Below are 13,622 nucleotides of genomic sequence, written 5' to 3'. Positions count from 1 at the left end.
CACCCGGTCCAGGACGCCCACTTGGATCGAAGAACCGACGTCCCGCACCCCGCCATGACGTGGGGAAAACGACCAGACGCCCCGAGACCATCGCCGAACGAAACCAGCTCAAAGCTCGCAAAGGTTAAATAACAAGCTCAGCGAGATTCCGTCGCCCCATCCCGCGCGGCTGACCGCGACACTCGACGCACCGCTGTCCCGCTGGCTCTGGCTGGTGAAGTGGCTGCTCGCCGTCCCCCACTACGTCGTCCTCTTCTTCCTGTGGACGGCATTCCTGGTGACGAGCGTGGTGGCGTTCTTCGCCATTCTGTTCACGGGCCGCTATCCGCGCCCGCTGTTCGACTTCAACACCGGTGTATTGCGGTGGAGCTGGCGCGTCACTTACTACTCCTACGGCGCTCTGGGCACCGACCGCTATCCGCCGTTCACCCTCGCCGATGTACCCGACTATCCGGCGCACTTCGAACTGGACCGTCCCCCGCGGCTCTCCCGCGGACTGGTCCTGGTGAAATGGTGGCTGCTGGTCCTGCCGCACTCCCTGCTGCTGGGCTTCTTCCTGGGCAGCGGCGGCGGACCGTGGTTCTCGGGCGGACTGGTCGCACTGCTCACGCTGTACGCCGGTGTCGCGCTGGCCTTCACCGGCCGGTACCCGCGGCCGCTGTTCGACCTGATACTCGGGCTCAACCGCTGGGTGCTGCGGGTGGCTGCCTACGCGGCGCTGCTCACCGACGTGTACCCGCCCTTCCGGCTCGACCAGGGAGGCCGCGAACCGGACGCCGTCCCGTGAGGGCCGGGCGCGCCCACCGGCCCCCGGGCCAGGAAGGGGACGACGCTCCCCCGGAGGAGTGCCGTGACGGATGAGACACCGCCGGCGGGACTCGGACCAGGGGCCGTGTTCCTCGGACGCACCGGTGAGCTGCTCACACTGCGGCGGCTGTACCGGGAGGCGTCCGAGGGCCGGCCGCGCCTGGCCGTCGTCGAGGGGCCCGCCGGCATCGGCAAGACGGCGCTCCTCCGGCGTTTCGTCGCCGGCCACGCGCGGGCGAACGCCCTGACGGCGGTCGGCGAGGAGAACGAGCGCGAACTGCCCTACGGCGTGCTGAGCCAGCTGATGGGCCGGACCGCCTTCAGTGACCCGCCCACCGCGGGAGTCGCGCTCCTCGAACACCTGGCGGAGCTGCAGAACGGCGAGCCCGTCCTGGTCGTCGTGGACGACGCGCACTGGCTGGACGTGCCCTCCTCGCAGGCGCTCACCTTCGCGCTGCGCCGCCTGCGCGCCGACTCCGTCCTCTGTCTGCTGGCCGTGCGCAAGGCCGACGATCCGCGGATGCCGGGCGGACTGCGCCGCACGGTCACGGACGACACGGCCGTGCGGCTGCGCCTGACCGGTCTGGCGGCGGCCGACCTCATCGGCCTCAGCGCCCGGCTGCTGACCGAGCCGCTCTCCCCGGACGCCGCCCTGCGCCTGCACAGCCACACCCGGGGCAACCCGCTGCACTGCCGGGCCCTGCTGGAGGAGGCGCCCGAGGCCGCGTTCCGGTGGCCGGGGGCCACACTGCCCGCGCCGCGGTCGTACACCCGCTCCGTCCTGGACCGGCTCGCCCGCTGCGGGCCGGACGCGCGGGCTCTGGTGCGCGCCGCGGCCGTGCTCGGTATCCGCTGCACCCTGGGCCGCGCCGCCGCCCTGGCACAGGTCAGCGACCCGGTGGCCGCCCTCGGCGAGGCCCTGGCGCTCGGGCTGCTGCAGGAGACACCCGGCGACGCCACGGCCGGCATCTCCTTCACCCATCCGCTGGTCCGGGCCGCCGTCTACCACCGGCTGGGCCCGGTCCGCCGCACCGCACTGCACGTCCGGGCGGCCGAGGCCGAGGAGAACGAGTTCGTGCGGTTGCAGCACCGTGCCCGCGCCACCCTCGGGCCCGACGACCGGATGGCCGCCGAACTCGCCGCCTGGGCCCGCCGGCGCGGCGCTGTCGGGCGCTGGGGCGAGGCCGCTCCCCTCCTGCGGTACGCGGCGGGGCTGACCTCCCGTCCCGCGGAACGGGGCCGGCTCGACTGCGAGGCGGTGGAGGCCTACCTCTTCGAGGGCCGGGAGGAGGAGGCCGCCGCCGTCGTGGCGGCGCTCCCGGACGCGACCGACCGGGCCGCACGGTGCTGCGCGCGGGCCCACCTCGCGCTGTTCGCGGAGCGTGTCACCCGGGCGCGGGTGCTGCTGGACGAGGCGTGGCGGACGCACACGCCGGGCACCGACTCCGCGCTGGAGGCACGGATCGCCGAGCAGTACGTGGCGGTGCACATGATGGAGGGCCACTCCTCCCAGGTGTGCAGGTGGGCCGAGCGGGCCCGGCTCCACGGCGGCCGGGCGCGGTCCGGCGGGACGCTGCGCTTCATCCACCTCACGTCGCTCGGGCACCTGGGCGCCTTCGACGAGGGGTTCCGCCTCGCCGCGTCCCTGCCCGCCGCTCCCCTGGTCGGGCCCGAGGACCTCGAACTGCTGATGGGCAGGGCTTCCCTGTACCTCTACTCGGACCGCGTGGCCCAGGCCCAGCAGGACCTGGAACGGGCGGTGGAACTGACCCGGCAGGGACCGGTGCCGCTGCGGGTGATCGCCCTGACCATGCTGGCGAAGGTCGAGTTCCTCCGTGGCGCGTGGAACATGGCCATGACCCACTGGCAGTCCGCCGCGTCGATCGCGGAGGACCTGGGACAGCGCTGGATCGCGCCGGTGGTGCAGGCGGAGGCCGCGCTCCCCCTCGCGGCCCGGGGCGAGTTCGGGCGCGCCGAGGAGTGCCTGGGCTCGGCACGCGGCGATCCGGTGGTCGAGGAGTCCGCGATGGTCGAGATCTTCGTGACGTACGGCCGTGCCTTCCTCGCCTCCGTCCGGGGCGACCACGCGACGGCCGTCGCCCTGCTGCGGACCCTTCTCGTCCACGAGGACCTGGACTTCGCCGCGGAACCGAGCGTCGTCCCCTGGCGGGACCTGCTGGCCGAGGCGCTGATCGCCGAGGGGCTGCCGGACGAGGCCGAGCGGGTGCTGACGGCGCTGGAGCGACGGGCGCTGGACCGTTCGCGTGCCTCGGCCCTGGCCAACGTCTGCCGGATGCGCGGGCTCCTCCACGCGGCCCGCCGCGAGCCGAAGCTCGCCACGGGGGCGTTCGCCGAAGCCGTCGACCGGTCCGGCCGGCTCGGCCTGCCGTTCGCGCAGGCCCGCCTCGACCTGGACTTCGGCGGCTTCCTGCGCCGGACCGGCCGGCGGACCGCAGCCCTGGAGCACCTGCGCGCGGCCCGGAGCCGCCTCGCCGAACTGGGCGCGATCCCCTTCCTGCGCCACTGCGACCGGGAACTGACCGCCTGCGGGGCCGCCCCCGGTGCCGCCGCACCGCTCGCCTGGGCGGGAGAGCGGCTGACGCCGCAGGAACACGCCGTGGCCCAGCTCGCGGCGACCGGTCTGACCAATCGTCAGATCGCCGGGGAACTGGTCCTCAGCACGAAGACCGTGGAGTACCACCTGAGTCATGCCTACGCCAAGCTCGGCATCCGGTCGAGAGTGGAACTCGCGGCCCGGATGAGGGAACCTACGGAAGAGTCCGGAAGGGCCGCCGACTGACGGCCCGTGCAACGCAAACGTTAGGGAGCCGCCCGGTCCCTGACCCCAGGGACCACCCCGGGGATACCCCCGGATCAGTGCGGCCGGGACCGTTCGGGACGGGCCGGTGCGGGAGTACGGTTACGGCACATCCCGTACGTGCGGCGCTCTCGTGCGTGCGGCCCTCACCCACGCGCGTCGCTCTCGTACGTGCGGGAACGAGCAGCTTCTTGGGGGCGAGCCGTGTTCTACCACCTGCTCAAGTACGTCGTACTGGGCCCGCTGCTGAGACTCCTCTTCAGGCCCCGGATCGAAGGCCTCGACCATGTGCCGGCGTCCGGCGCGGCCATCGTCGCCGGCAACCACCTCTCCTTCTCGGACCACTTCCTGATGCCGGCCGTCCTCAAGCGGCGGATCACGTTCCTCGCCAAGGCCGAGTACTTCACCGGGCCCGGTGTCAAGGGACGGCTGACCGCGGCGTTCTTCCGCAGTGCCGGGCAGATCCCGGTGGACCGGTCCGGGAAGGAGGCGGGCCGGGCCGCGATCCGGGAAGGGCTCGGCGTGCTCCGCCGGGACGAGCTGCTCGGCATCTACCCCGAGGGCACCCGCTCGCACGACGGACGGCTCTACAAGGGCAAGGTCGGGGTCGCGGTGATGGCGCTCAAGGCGGGGGTGCCGGTGGTGCCGTGCGCGATGATCGGCACGTTCGAGGCGCAGCCGCCGGGCAGGCGCCTCCCGCGCCCGCGGCCCGTCGCTATCCGCTTCGGCGCGCCCCTGGACTTCTCCCGGTACGCCGGCATGGAGGACGAGAAGGCGGTCCTCCGCGCGATCACCGACGAGATCATGTACGCCGTCCTGGCGCTCTCCGGCCAGGAGTACGTCGACCGGTACGCCGCCGACGTCAAGGCCGAGCGGGAGGGCGAGGGCGCACGCGGCCGCCGCTTCCCCAGGATGCCGCTCGGCTAGAGAACGGATGAGAATCCTGGGTTCTGCCGTCGGCAGAGGCGCGGGACGCGGTGGGCCGGGGCCGCCTACGGTCCCGGTATGACACGTGCTGTGGTGGTCGGGGCGACGGGGCAGATCGGACGGGCGGCCGTACGGGCGCTGGCCGGGGACGGCTGGGAGGTGACCGCCGTCTCGCGGGGCGGCGGACGGGACGGGGGCTGGCCGGAGCACGTACGGGCCGTGCGGGCAGACCGGGAGGACGACGCCGCCCTGTCCGCGGCGGTCGGCGACGGCTGCGACGTACTGGTGGACATGGTCGCGTACGGCGCGGCCCACGCGCGGCAGCTGACCGCGCTCGCCGGGCGCGTCGGCTCGGCGGTGGTCGTCTCCAGCGTCGCGGTGTACGAGGACGGCAAGGGCCGGAACTTCGACACGCAGGAGGAGCCCGACGGGTTCCCCGAGTACCCGGTGCCGCTCACCGAGGACCAGCGCACCGTCGCCCCGGGCGACACCACGTACGGCACCCGGAAGGTGGCGCTGGAGCGGGAGCTGCTCGCGGCGGGCGACCGGCTGCCGGTCACCCTGCTCCGCGCGGGCGCCGTGCACGGGCCGTACTGCCGGACGCCGCGCGAGCTGTACTTCGTCAAGCGCAACCTCGACGGGCGGCGCCGCCGGGTCCTCGCCTACGGGGGCGCGAGCCGCTTCCATCCGGCGGGCGTGCGCAACCTCGCCGAACTGGTCCGGCTGGCCGCCGCCCGGCCGGGCACGCGCGTGCTCAACGCCGTGGACCCGGAGGCTCCCACGGTGGCCGAGATCGCCGGGGCGATCGACGCCGTGATGGGGGTGGAGGTGGAGGACGTGCCGGTGGACGGCCCGCCCCCGGCGCCGGGGGTCGGGGACACGCCGTGGTCGGTGCCGGTGCCGGTGGTGTGCTCGACGGCGGCGGCGGAACGGGAGCTGGGCTACCGTCCGGTGGCCGGTTACGCCGAGACGCTCCCCGACACCGTCGCCTGGATCGAGCGGCGGCTGGCCGGGCGGGAGTGGCGGGAGGCGTACCCGGGGATGGCCCGGACGTACGGCGACCTCTTCGACTACGCGGCGGAGGACGCGTGGCTGGCGTCCCGGCCCGGGTGACGGTGGGACCGGTCAGCTCCGGTCGTCCCGGTCGAGCGAGGCCAGCGCTCCGTCCAGCAGGCGGCGCAGCCGCAGCGCGTCGGGGGCCAGGGCCGTGACGAGGGCCGCGGGCCCGGCGAGCGGCAGCACCGCCACGCTCTCCTCGTGGACCCCGGCCCGGGGCGGCCGGTCCGCGAACTCGGGCCGTACGACGACGATCTGGCCGACGGCGCGGTGTCCCGCCAGCACCGCGGGCCCGTCCCAGCCGCCCGGCGCGCCGGGGCCGCAGGCCAGTTCCTGGTCGAGGACGCACCGGCCGGCGATACGCACGGTGAGCCGGCTGGTGAGGCGGCCGGGTTCCTCACCGGCCCGGCCGAGCACCTGCTCCTCCCGGAGCACCAGCCGGGCGGTCGGGGCGAGGTCGACGCGGGTGGTGACGTACAGGTCACTGCCACGGACGGAGATCAACTGTTCGGGCACCCAGTGCAGTTCGCCTCCTTCCTCGACATCGATCCGGACGTCGTAATGGGCCTCGTCCTTGCTCTGGCCCGGCAGGGCGATGGTCGCCGCGGCCGATCCGACGCGCAGCCGGGCGCCCTCGCCGACCCGGGTCTCGACGACGAGGCGGTCCCCGCCGAGCGGTCCGCTCATCGCTCCGACCAGTGTCACCCGGGCCTCGCCCGCGCTGCCCCGGGTCCGGCGCGGCGCGAGGGGGCCCTCGCCGTCGAGGACGGGCAGCACGGTGGAGCCGCGGGCGTCACGGACGGCGTGGACGCGGGCCGTCGCGCGCAGGCCGGCCGTCGTCCTCATGCCGTCCACGCGGCGAGCCGGGACCTGATCCAGTCGGCGACGTCGCGCACACCGGGCCCGCCGCGCAGCGACTGCAGGACGACGGGGAGCCCGCCGCGCTGGGCCTTGGCGTCGGCGGCCATCCGGGCGAGGTCGGAGCCCACGTACGGGGCGAGGTCGGTCTTGTTGACGACCAGCAGGTCGGCGGTGGTGACGCCGGGGCCGCCCTTGCGCGGGATGTCGTCGCCGCCGGCCACGTCGATGACGAAGATCTGCGCGTCGACCAGGCCCTTGGAGAAGGTCGCGGTGAGGTTGTCCCCGCCGGACTCGACGAGGATCAGGTCGAGCGGCCCGACCTCGTCCTCCAGGTCCTCGACGGCTTCGAGGTTGGCGGAGATGTCGTCCCGGATCGCGGTGTGCGGGCAGGCTCCCGTCTCCACCGCGGTGATCCGTTCGGGCGGCAGCACGGCCTCCCGCAGCAGGAACTCGGCGTCCTCACGGGTGTAGATGTCGTTCGTCACGACAGCGAGCGACAACTCGTCGCGCAGGGCGCGGCAGAGCGCGGCGACCGTGGCGGTCTTCCCCGACCCGACGGGTCCACCGAGCCCGACCCGCAGCGCCCGCCGTGTGCCGTCGGGCCGACGGGCGTCCGCGCTGACGGCGGCGGCCCCGTGACCGTGGTCGTGTCCCAGATGCATGACGGCTCCTGTCTTCTCTGCCGGCCTGTCCGGCGTCTCTTTCAGCCCGTCCGGCGTTTGAGGACGAGGCCGCAGGCCGAAGGGGGGTCTGGGGGCGCAGCCCCCAGGAACACGGCTCACGACGCGAACAACCGCACAGCCCACGCCGCGTGCGCCTCCGCCGCGATCTCCATCAGCGGCGCGGCCGCACTCGGCAACGCGTCGACCCCCCGCCCCGCGGCCGCCACGGAGAGATCGACCACCCGGTCGACCTCCGGCGCGAGCCGCGCCAGCACCCGCGTCGCGTCGAACGGGTCCAGGCTGAGCAGCCGCACCACCGCCGTGGCGGGCCCGCTCACCCCTTCGTACGCCGCGCAGTACGCCGCGTCACCCGGTCCGAGCCCGGCGGCCCGTGCCGCGAGGCCCAGGACGACGGGCTGGTGGGCGCCCTTGGGGAAGGCGCGCGCGAGGGCGTCGAGTTCGGCGGAGGGCCAGGTGGCGCGGGCGGCCCGGGTCAGCTGCCGCCCGAGTTTCCGCGCGGTGGTACGGAGCGCGGGCGACGGGGTCCGCGCGTCGGCGGCGGCGTCCAGTTCCGCCGGGTCGGCGCCGAGGGCCGCCGCCGCGGCGAGCGCGGCCGACACCAGGCCGGTGGTGTGCAGCCGGCCCCGGCAGAACTCCTCCAGGTCCGCGGCGCCGGTGACGCGTCCGGCCCTGACGGCCGCCTCGGCGCCGCCGGAGTGCGCGTGCCCTCCGGCGGGGAAGCGGCCGTCGGCGAGGACCAGCAGTGCTGCCCGGGACATCAGAAGAGGAAGTAGCGCTGGGCCATGGGCAGTTCCTCGGCGGGGGCGGCCTCGACCAGTTCGCCGTCGATGTGCACGGCGAAGCTGTCGGGGTCGATCGTCACCTCGGGCCGCGCGTCGTTCTCCCGCATGTCGGCCTTGGTGACGCCGCGTGTGGAGGTGATGGCGACGAACGACTTGCCGAGTTCCAGCCGCTCCGTCAGGCCGTACTCGATCGCCGTGTCGGTCACGAAGTTGACCGAGTTGGCCGCCGGGGCCCGGCCGATCGCCCCGTACATCGGGCGCGGCAGGATCGGCTGCGGGGTCGGGATGGAGGCGTTGGCGTCGCCCATCTGCGCGTAGGCGATCTGGCCGCCCTTGATGACGAGCAGTGGCTTGACGCCGAAGAACGCCGGTTCCCACAGGACCAGGTCGGCGAGTTTGCCGGTCTCGACGGAGCCGATCTCACCGGCCATGCCCTGGGCGAGGGCCGGGTTGATCGTGTACTTGGCGACGTAGCGGCGGACGCGGTGGTTGTCGGCGCGGCCGTCGCCGGGCAGCGCGCCGCGGCGCCGTTTCATGACGTGGGCGGTCTGCCAGGTGCGCAGGACGACCTCGCCGATCCGGCCCATGGCCTGGGAGTCGGAGGAGATGATCGAGATGGCCCCGAGGTCGTGCAGGATGTCCTCGGCGCCGATGGTGGAGGGCCGGATGCGGGACTCGGCGAAGGCCAGGTCCTCGGGGACCGCCGGGTTGAGGTGGTGGCAGACCATCAGCATGTCGAGGTGTTCCTCGGCGGTGTTGACGGTGAACGGCCGGGTGGGGTTGGTGGAGCTGGGCAGGACGTGCGGCTGGGAGACCACCGTCATGATGTCGGGCGCGTGCCCGCCGCCCGCGCCCTCGGTGTGGTAGGCGTGGATGCCCCGGCCGCCGATCGCGGCGAGCGTGTCGCCCACGAAACCGGCCTCGTTGAGGGTGTCGGTGTGGATGGCGACCTGGACGCCGGTGCGGTCGGCGACGGTGAGGGCCGCGTCGATGGCGGCGGGGGTCGCGCCCCAGTCCTCGTGGATCTTCAGGGCGACGGCGCCGCCCCGGATCTGGGAGAGCATCGCCTCGTGGGAGACGGTGTTGCCCTTGCCGAGCAGGCCGATGTTGACCGGGTAGGCCTCCAGCGCCTCCAGCATCCGGGCGAGGTGCCAGGGGCCGGGGGTGACGGTGGTGGCCTTGGAGCCCTCGGCGGGGCCGGTGCCGCCGCCGACCAGGGTGGTGACGCCGGCGGCCAGGGCCTCCTCGACGACCTGCGGGCAGATGAAGTGCACGTGGGCGTCGACGGCGCCGGCGGTCAGGATGCGTCCGTTGCCGGCGATGATCTCGGTCTCGGGGCCGATGACCAGGTCGGGGTGGACGCCGTCCATGGTCTCGGGGTTGCCGGCCTTGCCGATGCCGGTGATCCGGCCGTCGCGGATGCCGACGTCGGCCTTGACGATGCCCCAGTGGTCGACGATGACGACGCCGGTGACGACGGTGTCCGGGGTGCCGTCGGCGCGGGTGGCGCGGGACTGGCCCATGGACTCGCGGATGACCTTGCCGCCGCCGAAGACGGCCTCGTCGCCGGAGTTGCCGGGGCCGCCGGCACGGTCCTCCTCGATCTCGATCAGCAGGTCGGTGTCGGCGAGCCGGATGCGGTCGCCCGTGGTGGGGCCGAACAGGTCGGCGTAGGCGGCGCGGGAGATGTCAGGCATCGAGGGGACCTCCGGTCTCGCCGCGCAGTCCCGGGACGACGCGGGCACCGGCGAGGGGGACCAGTTCGACGTCGACGGGGATGCCGGGCTCGAAGCGTACGGCCGTACCGGCGGCGATGTTGAGCCGCTTCCCGCGGGCCGCGGCGCGGTCGAACTCCAGCCCGGGGTTGGCCTCGGCGAAGTGGTAGTGGGAGCCGACCTGGACGGGCCGGTCGGCCGCGTTGAGGACGGTCAGCCGGGTGGTCTCGCTGCCCGCGTTGCACACGATCGGGCCGTCGGCGAAGAGGATCTCTCCGGGAATCACGGTGGCCCCCGTCAGACGATCGGGTCGTGGACGGTGACGAGCTTGGTGCCGTCCGGGAAGGTCGCCTCGACCTGGACATCGTGGAGCATCTCCGGGATGCCCTCCATCACGTCGTCCCGGGTGAGCAGTTCACGGCCGGAGGACATCAGCTCGGCGACGGTACGGCCGTCCCGGGCACCCTCCAGGATGTGCGAGGTGATGAGGGCGACGGCCTCGGGGTGGTTGAGCCTGAGCCCCCGGGCCCTGCGCTTCTCCGCGACGTCGGCCGCCACATGGATCAGCAGCCGCTCTTGCTCATGCGGGGTCAGTTGCACGTCCCACCTCACACTCCTCCGACCGGACCGTGCGGGGTCCGGTTGCCGAAGCCACGGGGCAACGTCGCAGGTGGCCGGAGTGGCAGGCTAGTTGCGCCGGGTTTCGGTCACGTTAACCCCGGCAAGATCACTCCTCGTTGCCCCGGGCGACTTCTTGGCCGTCCCTTTGCCTGGCCTTGCCGTGGCGTGACCGTACGGGGGCGCGTCCTCGCCGCCGACGCGGTGGACCGAACGGCGTACCCCCTTTCGGCGTACGAAAGCGTCGTCCTCCGGGCCCGTCCGGCTTGCGTACGGCGCCCGGGGATGAAGCGGAGCGCAGCCTTCCGGTGCTGGTCGGGGGGTGGTCCACAGCTGCCGCGCCGGCCCGAACGGGCAGCCGTCCACCCGAACGGATGAGTGGTGAGTAACAACACAAACTCCACGTTCCGTTGGGTTATAGCGGCTCAGGTGCGTCAAGATCCCTGTCTGACGACAAGACCCCGCCACCGCGGCGGGGCGATCCGGGCGGACGCCGAGTCCTGCCGCCGCCCGGATGACCGGTCGACAGGAGTGGATCGGCAGGAGTGGAGGACCCGAGCACGACGGGTCGCCGGCACGGTCGCGCCATGGCCGGGCCGAGCAGCCCTTGGGGTGAAGCCGCATCCGTGCGGCCGGGCAACTTCGCCAGCCCGAATCCGACAGGTCATCCTTCACAGGCGGCTGACGAAGGGTTGCGCATGACTGCGCTCAATCGTGTCCCGTCGCTCATGGCCCGCGCCGGTACGGCCTCGGCCCTGACCATCGCCGCCGTCGGCGGCTCGATCGTCGTTCCCGGTGTCGCCTCCGAGGCCGCCGCGGCGGCCCCTGCGACGAAGGCGCTGAAGATCGCGGCTTCCAAGAAGGGCGCCCCGTACCGCTACGGGGCCACCGGACCGCACCGCTTCGACTGCTCCGGGCTGACGCTGTACTCGTTCAAGAAGGCCGGCAAGAAGCTGCCGCGCACGGCGGCCCAGCAGTACAACCGCACGCGCCATATCTCCGCGTCCAGCCGCAAGGCCGGTGACCTGGTGTTCTTCCACTCGGGCCGGAGCGTGTACCACGTCGGCATCTACGCCGGTAAGGGGAAGATCTGGCACGCCCCGAAGACCGGTGACGTGGTGCGGCTGCAGAAGATCTGGAGCAAGAGCGTCTGGTACGGACGGGTCAAGTGAGCCACCCGAGGGGGTGACCGCCTCCCTGACGTGCGGTCACCCCCTCGGGTCCGTCGCGCTCCCTCGGGTCCGCCGCGCCCGCACGGGCGCTCTCAGGCGTGACGTGGCTCGCGCCGGTCGCCCGGGACGCGTTCCCGTCCTGCCGTCCACGGGAGTTCCACCGAGACGGTTTTGCCGCCCTCCCCGGTGGGGCGGACCCGCAGTCTTCCGCCGCACTCCGCGGCGAGCCACCGGATGATCACCATGCCCCGGCCGTTGTCCTGCTGGACAGCGGCCGGCAGCCGTTTCGGAAAGCGTGGATGGCTGTCGGTGACGCCGACGCGCAGGTGCTCGTCCCGGTCGAGCGTCAGGTCCACCGTGAAGAACGGCGACTGCCCCAGGGTGTGCTGCACGACGTTGGTGGCCAGCTCCGAGACGATGAGCCGGACGGTGTCGGACACCTCCGTGCCCGCCGCGAGCCCCCACTCCGCGAGCGTGCCGACGGCATAGGTCCGGGCGGCCGAGACCGACGCGGGTTCGCTCGGCAGAGTGACGGATGCTTCCAGGTGGTCTGCCATGGCGACCTCAACCCTTTCCGACGGGACCCGACGCGGAGCGGATGGTTCGGAGCGACTGGTTTCGAGTACGGTCCCGGACTGTGCTTCGTCGCCAGCCTGCCACCACCGAGCCGGTGAAGGGTGGCGATCCACCAAGATATGCATATATCTGTCGCTCGAAGCGGTGAACTCTGCGACGGCAGACCTTTTTTGGGCGACTCAAAAGGAGTAAAGGAGTTCTCCCATGCGGCACGGGCCCGTGGTGCGCCGTCGAAAACTGGGTGCCGAACTGCGTGCCCTGCGCACGTCTGCGGGGATCACCAGCGGTGAGGCGGCTCGCCTCGCCGGTTGGCACCAGTCGAAAGTGAGCCGTATCGAGACGGGCACGAGCGGCGCGAAACCGGCGGACGTGCGGTTACTTCTGGACGTGTACGGCGTCGCGGACGACCAGTTGCGCGGGGTCGTCCTGGCACTCGCGGGTTCCGAGGACGACGGCGGCCGGCACCACTGGTGGCACGCCTACCGCGGCGTGCTCCCGCCGGACTACCGCGATTTCATCAGCCTGGAGTCCCAGGCGAGCGCGATGCGCACACTGGAGACCACCGTCGTCCCCGGCCTGCTCCAGACACCCGAGTACGCCCGTGCGGTGACCCGCGCCGCGATGGACGGCCTGTCGGAGGAGCGGGTGGACGCACTGGTGGAGGTGCGGCTGGCCCGGCAGGACGTCCTGCGCTCCCCCACGCCCCTGCGCCTCAGCGCCGTACTGGACGAGGCGGTACTGCGCCGGGAGGTGGGCGGTCCGGGGGTCATGGCCCGGCAGCTCCAGCGGCTGGTCGACGCGGCCCGTCTGCCTCATGTCGGCCTGCGGGTACTGCCGTTCGCTGCCGGAGCCCACATCGGAGTCACTGGTCCTTTCGTTATTTTCTCCTTTTCGAGCACTTCGGATCTCGACGTGGTTGTTCTCGACCACTTGACGAGTAGCCTCTATCTCGAACGGAAAGAAGACCTGGAGGCCTACACCGAGGCCTTCAACGCCCTGCAAGTGCACGCCCTTTCGCCCGACGACTCATTGGATTTCCTCGCCGCGACAGCGGCCGGCGCGTAAGGAGGCACCATGCCCGCACCGCCCAGGCACATCCCGCACAGGCACATCCCGTCCAGGCACCTTCCATCCAGTACGCGACTGCACGGGGTGCGGTGGCTGCGCAGCAGCTACAGCACCGGAGCGAACAACTGTGTCGAGACGGCCCGTCCGTCGGCCGGTCCCTGGGCCGGACTCCTCGCCGTGCGCGATTCGAAGAATCCGGCCGGGCCCGCGCTGCTCTTCTCCCTGCGCAGCTGGGCCGGTTTCACCACCGCGTTCCACCTGAGGTAACCGCGTGCGGCGTCGAGCGACGCACGGCCGTGTCACGCCGACTCATGGTCGCGTCTCGCCGATCGACCGCACAGCACGTTCGACCTGGCCCTCGGTGAGGTCCGCACGGGCGGTCAGCCTGAGCCGTGAGATGCCGTCGGGCACGGAAGGAGGACGGAAGCACCCCACGGCCAGGCCGGCCGCACGGCACGCCGCCGCCCAGCGCACCGCCTCCCGCGCGGAGGGCGCGCGCACGGAGACCACCGCGGCGTCCGGACGCACCGCCGCCAGCC

General features: G+C 72.9%; 14 protein-coding genes, 1 pseudogene and 1 riboswitch. Of the genes and pseudogenes, 7 read left to right on the top strand and 8 right to left on the bottom strand.

Features of this window, described 5'->3' with window-relative positions; genetic code table 11:
* Positions 1 to 145: 145 nt before the first annotated feature.
* From UW392_RS40925 to UW392_RS40910, 4 genes are all read left to right on the top strand, one after another.
* The gene (locus tag UW392_RS40925) at positions 146 to 787 is read left to right on the top strand and encodes a DUF4389 domain-containing protein (RefSeq protein ID WP_320780345.1); all 642 of its coding nucleotides are present in this window, start codon (positions 146 to 148) and stop codon (positions 785 to 787) included.
* A gap of 63 nt (positions 788 to 850) precedes the next feature.
* A complete protein-coding gene (locus tag UW392_RS40920) occupies positions 851 to 3,607 on the top strand; it encodes a helix-turn-helix transcriptional regulator (protein WP_320780344.1) in 2,757 nt (918 codons plus the stop codon).
* Positions 3,608 to 3,829: 222 nt separating this feature from the next.
* Positions 3,830 to 4,552 carry a lysophospholipid acyltransferase family protein gene (locus UW392_RS40915; RefSeq protein ID WP_320780343.1) on the top strand — a complete coding sequence of 241 codons (723 nt, stop codon included), beginning with the start codon at positions 3,830 to 3,832 and terminating at the stop codon, positions 4,550 to 4,552.
* Between the two features lie 78 nt (positions 4,553 to 4,630).
* Positions 4,631 to 5,665 carry an NAD-dependent epimerase/dehydratase family protein gene (locus UW392_RS40910; protein WP_320780342.1) on the top strand — a complete coding sequence of 345 codons (1,035 nt, stop codon included), beginning with the start codon at positions 4,631 to 4,633 and terminating at the stop codon, positions 5,663 to 5,665.
* A 12-nt stretch (positions 5,666 to 5,677) separates the two neighbouring features.
* On the opposite strand, the gene UW392_RS40905 is transcribed toward UW392_RS40910, so the two are convergent.
* The 6 genes from UW392_RS40905 to UW392_RS40880 all read right to left on the bottom strand — a co-directional run bounded on the left by UW392_RS40905 (position 5,678) and on the right by UW392_RS40880 (position 10,249).
* Entirely contained in the window at positions 5,678 to 6,454 is a 777-nt protein-coding gene (locus tag UW392_RS40905) for an urease accessory protein UreD (RefSeq protein ID WP_320780341.1), read from the bottom strand.
* Complete coding sequence (gene ureG / locus UW392_RS40900; RefSeq protein WP_320780340.1) at positions 6,451 to 7,131, bottom strand: urease accessory protein UreG; 681 nt, start codon at positions 7,129 to 7,131, stop codon at positions 6,451 to 6,453. The genes UW392_RS40905 and ureG overlap by 4 nt, the downstream gene beginning before the upstream one ends.
* A gap of 116 nt (positions 7,132 to 7,247) precedes the next feature.
* Positions 7,248 to 7,910, bottom strand: coding sequence for an urease accessory protein UreF (locus UW392_RS40895; RefSeq protein WP_320780339.1), 663 nt, complete (start codon positions 7,908 to 7,910; stop codon positions 7,248 to 7,250).
* A complete protein-coding gene (locus tag UW392_RS40890) occupies positions 7,910 to 9,631 on the bottom strand; it encodes an urease subunit alpha (protein ID WP_320780338.1) in 1,722 nt (573 codons plus the stop codon). The genes UW392_RS40895 and UW392_RS40890 overlap by 1 nt, the downstream gene beginning before the upstream one ends.
* Positions 9,624 to 9,935 carry an urease subunit beta gene (locus UW392_RS40885; RefSeq protein WP_320780337.1) on the bottom strand — a complete coding sequence of 104 codons (312 nt, stop codon included), beginning with the start codon at positions 9,933 to 9,935 and terminating at the stop codon, positions 9,624 to 9,626. The genes UW392_RS40890 and UW392_RS40885 overlap by 8 nt, the downstream gene beginning before the upstream one ends.
* 11 nt (positions 9,936 to 9,946) lie before the next feature.
* A complete protein-coding gene (locus UW392_RS40880) occupies positions 9,947 to 10,249 on the bottom strand; it encodes an urease subunit gamma (RefSeq protein ID WP_320780336.1) in 303 nt (100 codons plus the stop codon).
* Between the two features lie 499 nt (positions 10,250 to 10,748).
* Positions 10,749 to 10,962, top strand: a riboswitch (cyclic di-AMP (ydaO/yuaA leader).
* Between the two features lie 3 nt (positions 10,963 to 10,965).
* On the opposite strand from UW392_RS40880, the gene UW392_RS40875 reads away from it, so the two are divergent.
* On the top strand, positions 10,966 to 11,439 hold the full coding sequence (locus tag UW392_RS40875) for a C40 family peptidase (RefSeq protein ID WP_320780335.1): 474 nt from the start codon (positions 10,966 to 10,968) through the stop codon (positions 11,437 to 11,439).
* Positions 11,440 to 11,531: 92 nt separating this feature from the next.
* Here the strand turns inward: UW392_RS40875 and UW392_RS40870 are convergent, their stop codons facing one another.
* A complete protein-coding gene (locus UW392_RS40870) occupies positions 11,532 to 11,996 on the bottom strand; it encodes an ATP-binding protein (protein WP_320780334.1) in 465 nt (154 codons plus the stop codon).
* 223 nt (positions 11,997 to 12,219) lie between these two features.
* On the opposite strand from UW392_RS40870, the gene UW392_RS40865 reads away from it, so the two are divergent.
* Positions 12,220 to 13,080: a helix-turn-helix transcriptional regulator gene (locus UW392_RS40865; protein WP_320780333.1), complete on the top strand. Its 861-nt coding sequence runs from the start codon at positions 12,220 to 12,222 to the stop codon at positions 13,078 to 13,080.
* A gap of 9 nt (positions 13,081 to 13,089) precedes the next feature.
* Complete coding sequence (locus UW392_RS40860) at positions 13,090 to 13,350, top strand: DUF397 domain-containing protein (protein ID WP_320780332.1); 261 nt, start codon at positions 13,090 to 13,092, stop codon at positions 13,348 to 13,350.
* A gap of 42 nt (positions 13,351 to 13,392) precedes the next feature.
* Here the strand turns inward: UW392_RS40860 and UW392_RS40855 are convergent.
* A pseudogene (locus UW392_RS40855) lies at positions 13,393 to 13,622 on the bottom strand (8-amino-7-oxononanoate synthase); the annotation flags it as partial.

Source organism: Streptomyces sp. CRN 30 (assembly GCF_034105845.1).
Note: the sequence above shows the minus strand (reverse complement) of the source record. Positions and strands in the feature narration are given on the sequence as shown.

Bases quoted from the DNA above. Each gene is read 5' to 3' on its own strand.
- UW392_RS40910 (WP_320780342.1), top strand. From the start codon at position 4,631: ATGACACGTGCTGTGGTGGTCGGGGCGACGGGGCAGATCGGACGGGCG.
- UW392_RS40905 (WP_320780341.1), bottom strand. From the start codon at position 6,454: ATGAGGACGACGGCCGGCCTGCGCGCGACGGCCCGCGTCCACGCCGTC.
- ureG (WP_320780340.1), bottom strand. From the start codon at position 7,131: ATGCATCTGGGACACGACCACGGTCACGGGGCCGCCGCCGTCAGCGCG.
- UW392_RS40895 (WP_320780339.1), bottom strand. From the start codon at position 7,910: ATGTCCCGGGCAGCACTGCTGGTCCTCGCCGACGGCCGCTTCCCCGCC.
- UW392_RS40890 (WP_320780338.1), bottom strand. From the start codon at position 9,631: ATGCCTGACATCTCCCGCGCCGCCTACGCCGACCTGTTCGGCCCCACC.
- UW392_RS40875 (WP_320780335.1), top strand. From the start codon at position 10,966: ATGACTGCGCTCAATCGTGTCCCGTCGCTCATGGCCCGCGCCGGTACG.
- UW392_RS40870 (WP_320780334.1), bottom strand. From the start codon at position 11,996: ATGGCAGACCACCTGGAAGCATCCGTCACTCTGCCGAGCGAACCCGCG.
- UW392_RS40865 (WP_320780333.1), top strand. From the start codon at position 12,220: ATGCGGCACGGGCCCGTGGTGCGCCGTCGAAAACTGGGTGCCGAACTG.
- UW392_RS40860 (WP_320780332.1), top strand. From the start codon at position 13,090: ATGCCCGCACCGCCCAGGCACATCCCGCACAGGCACATCCCGTCCAGG.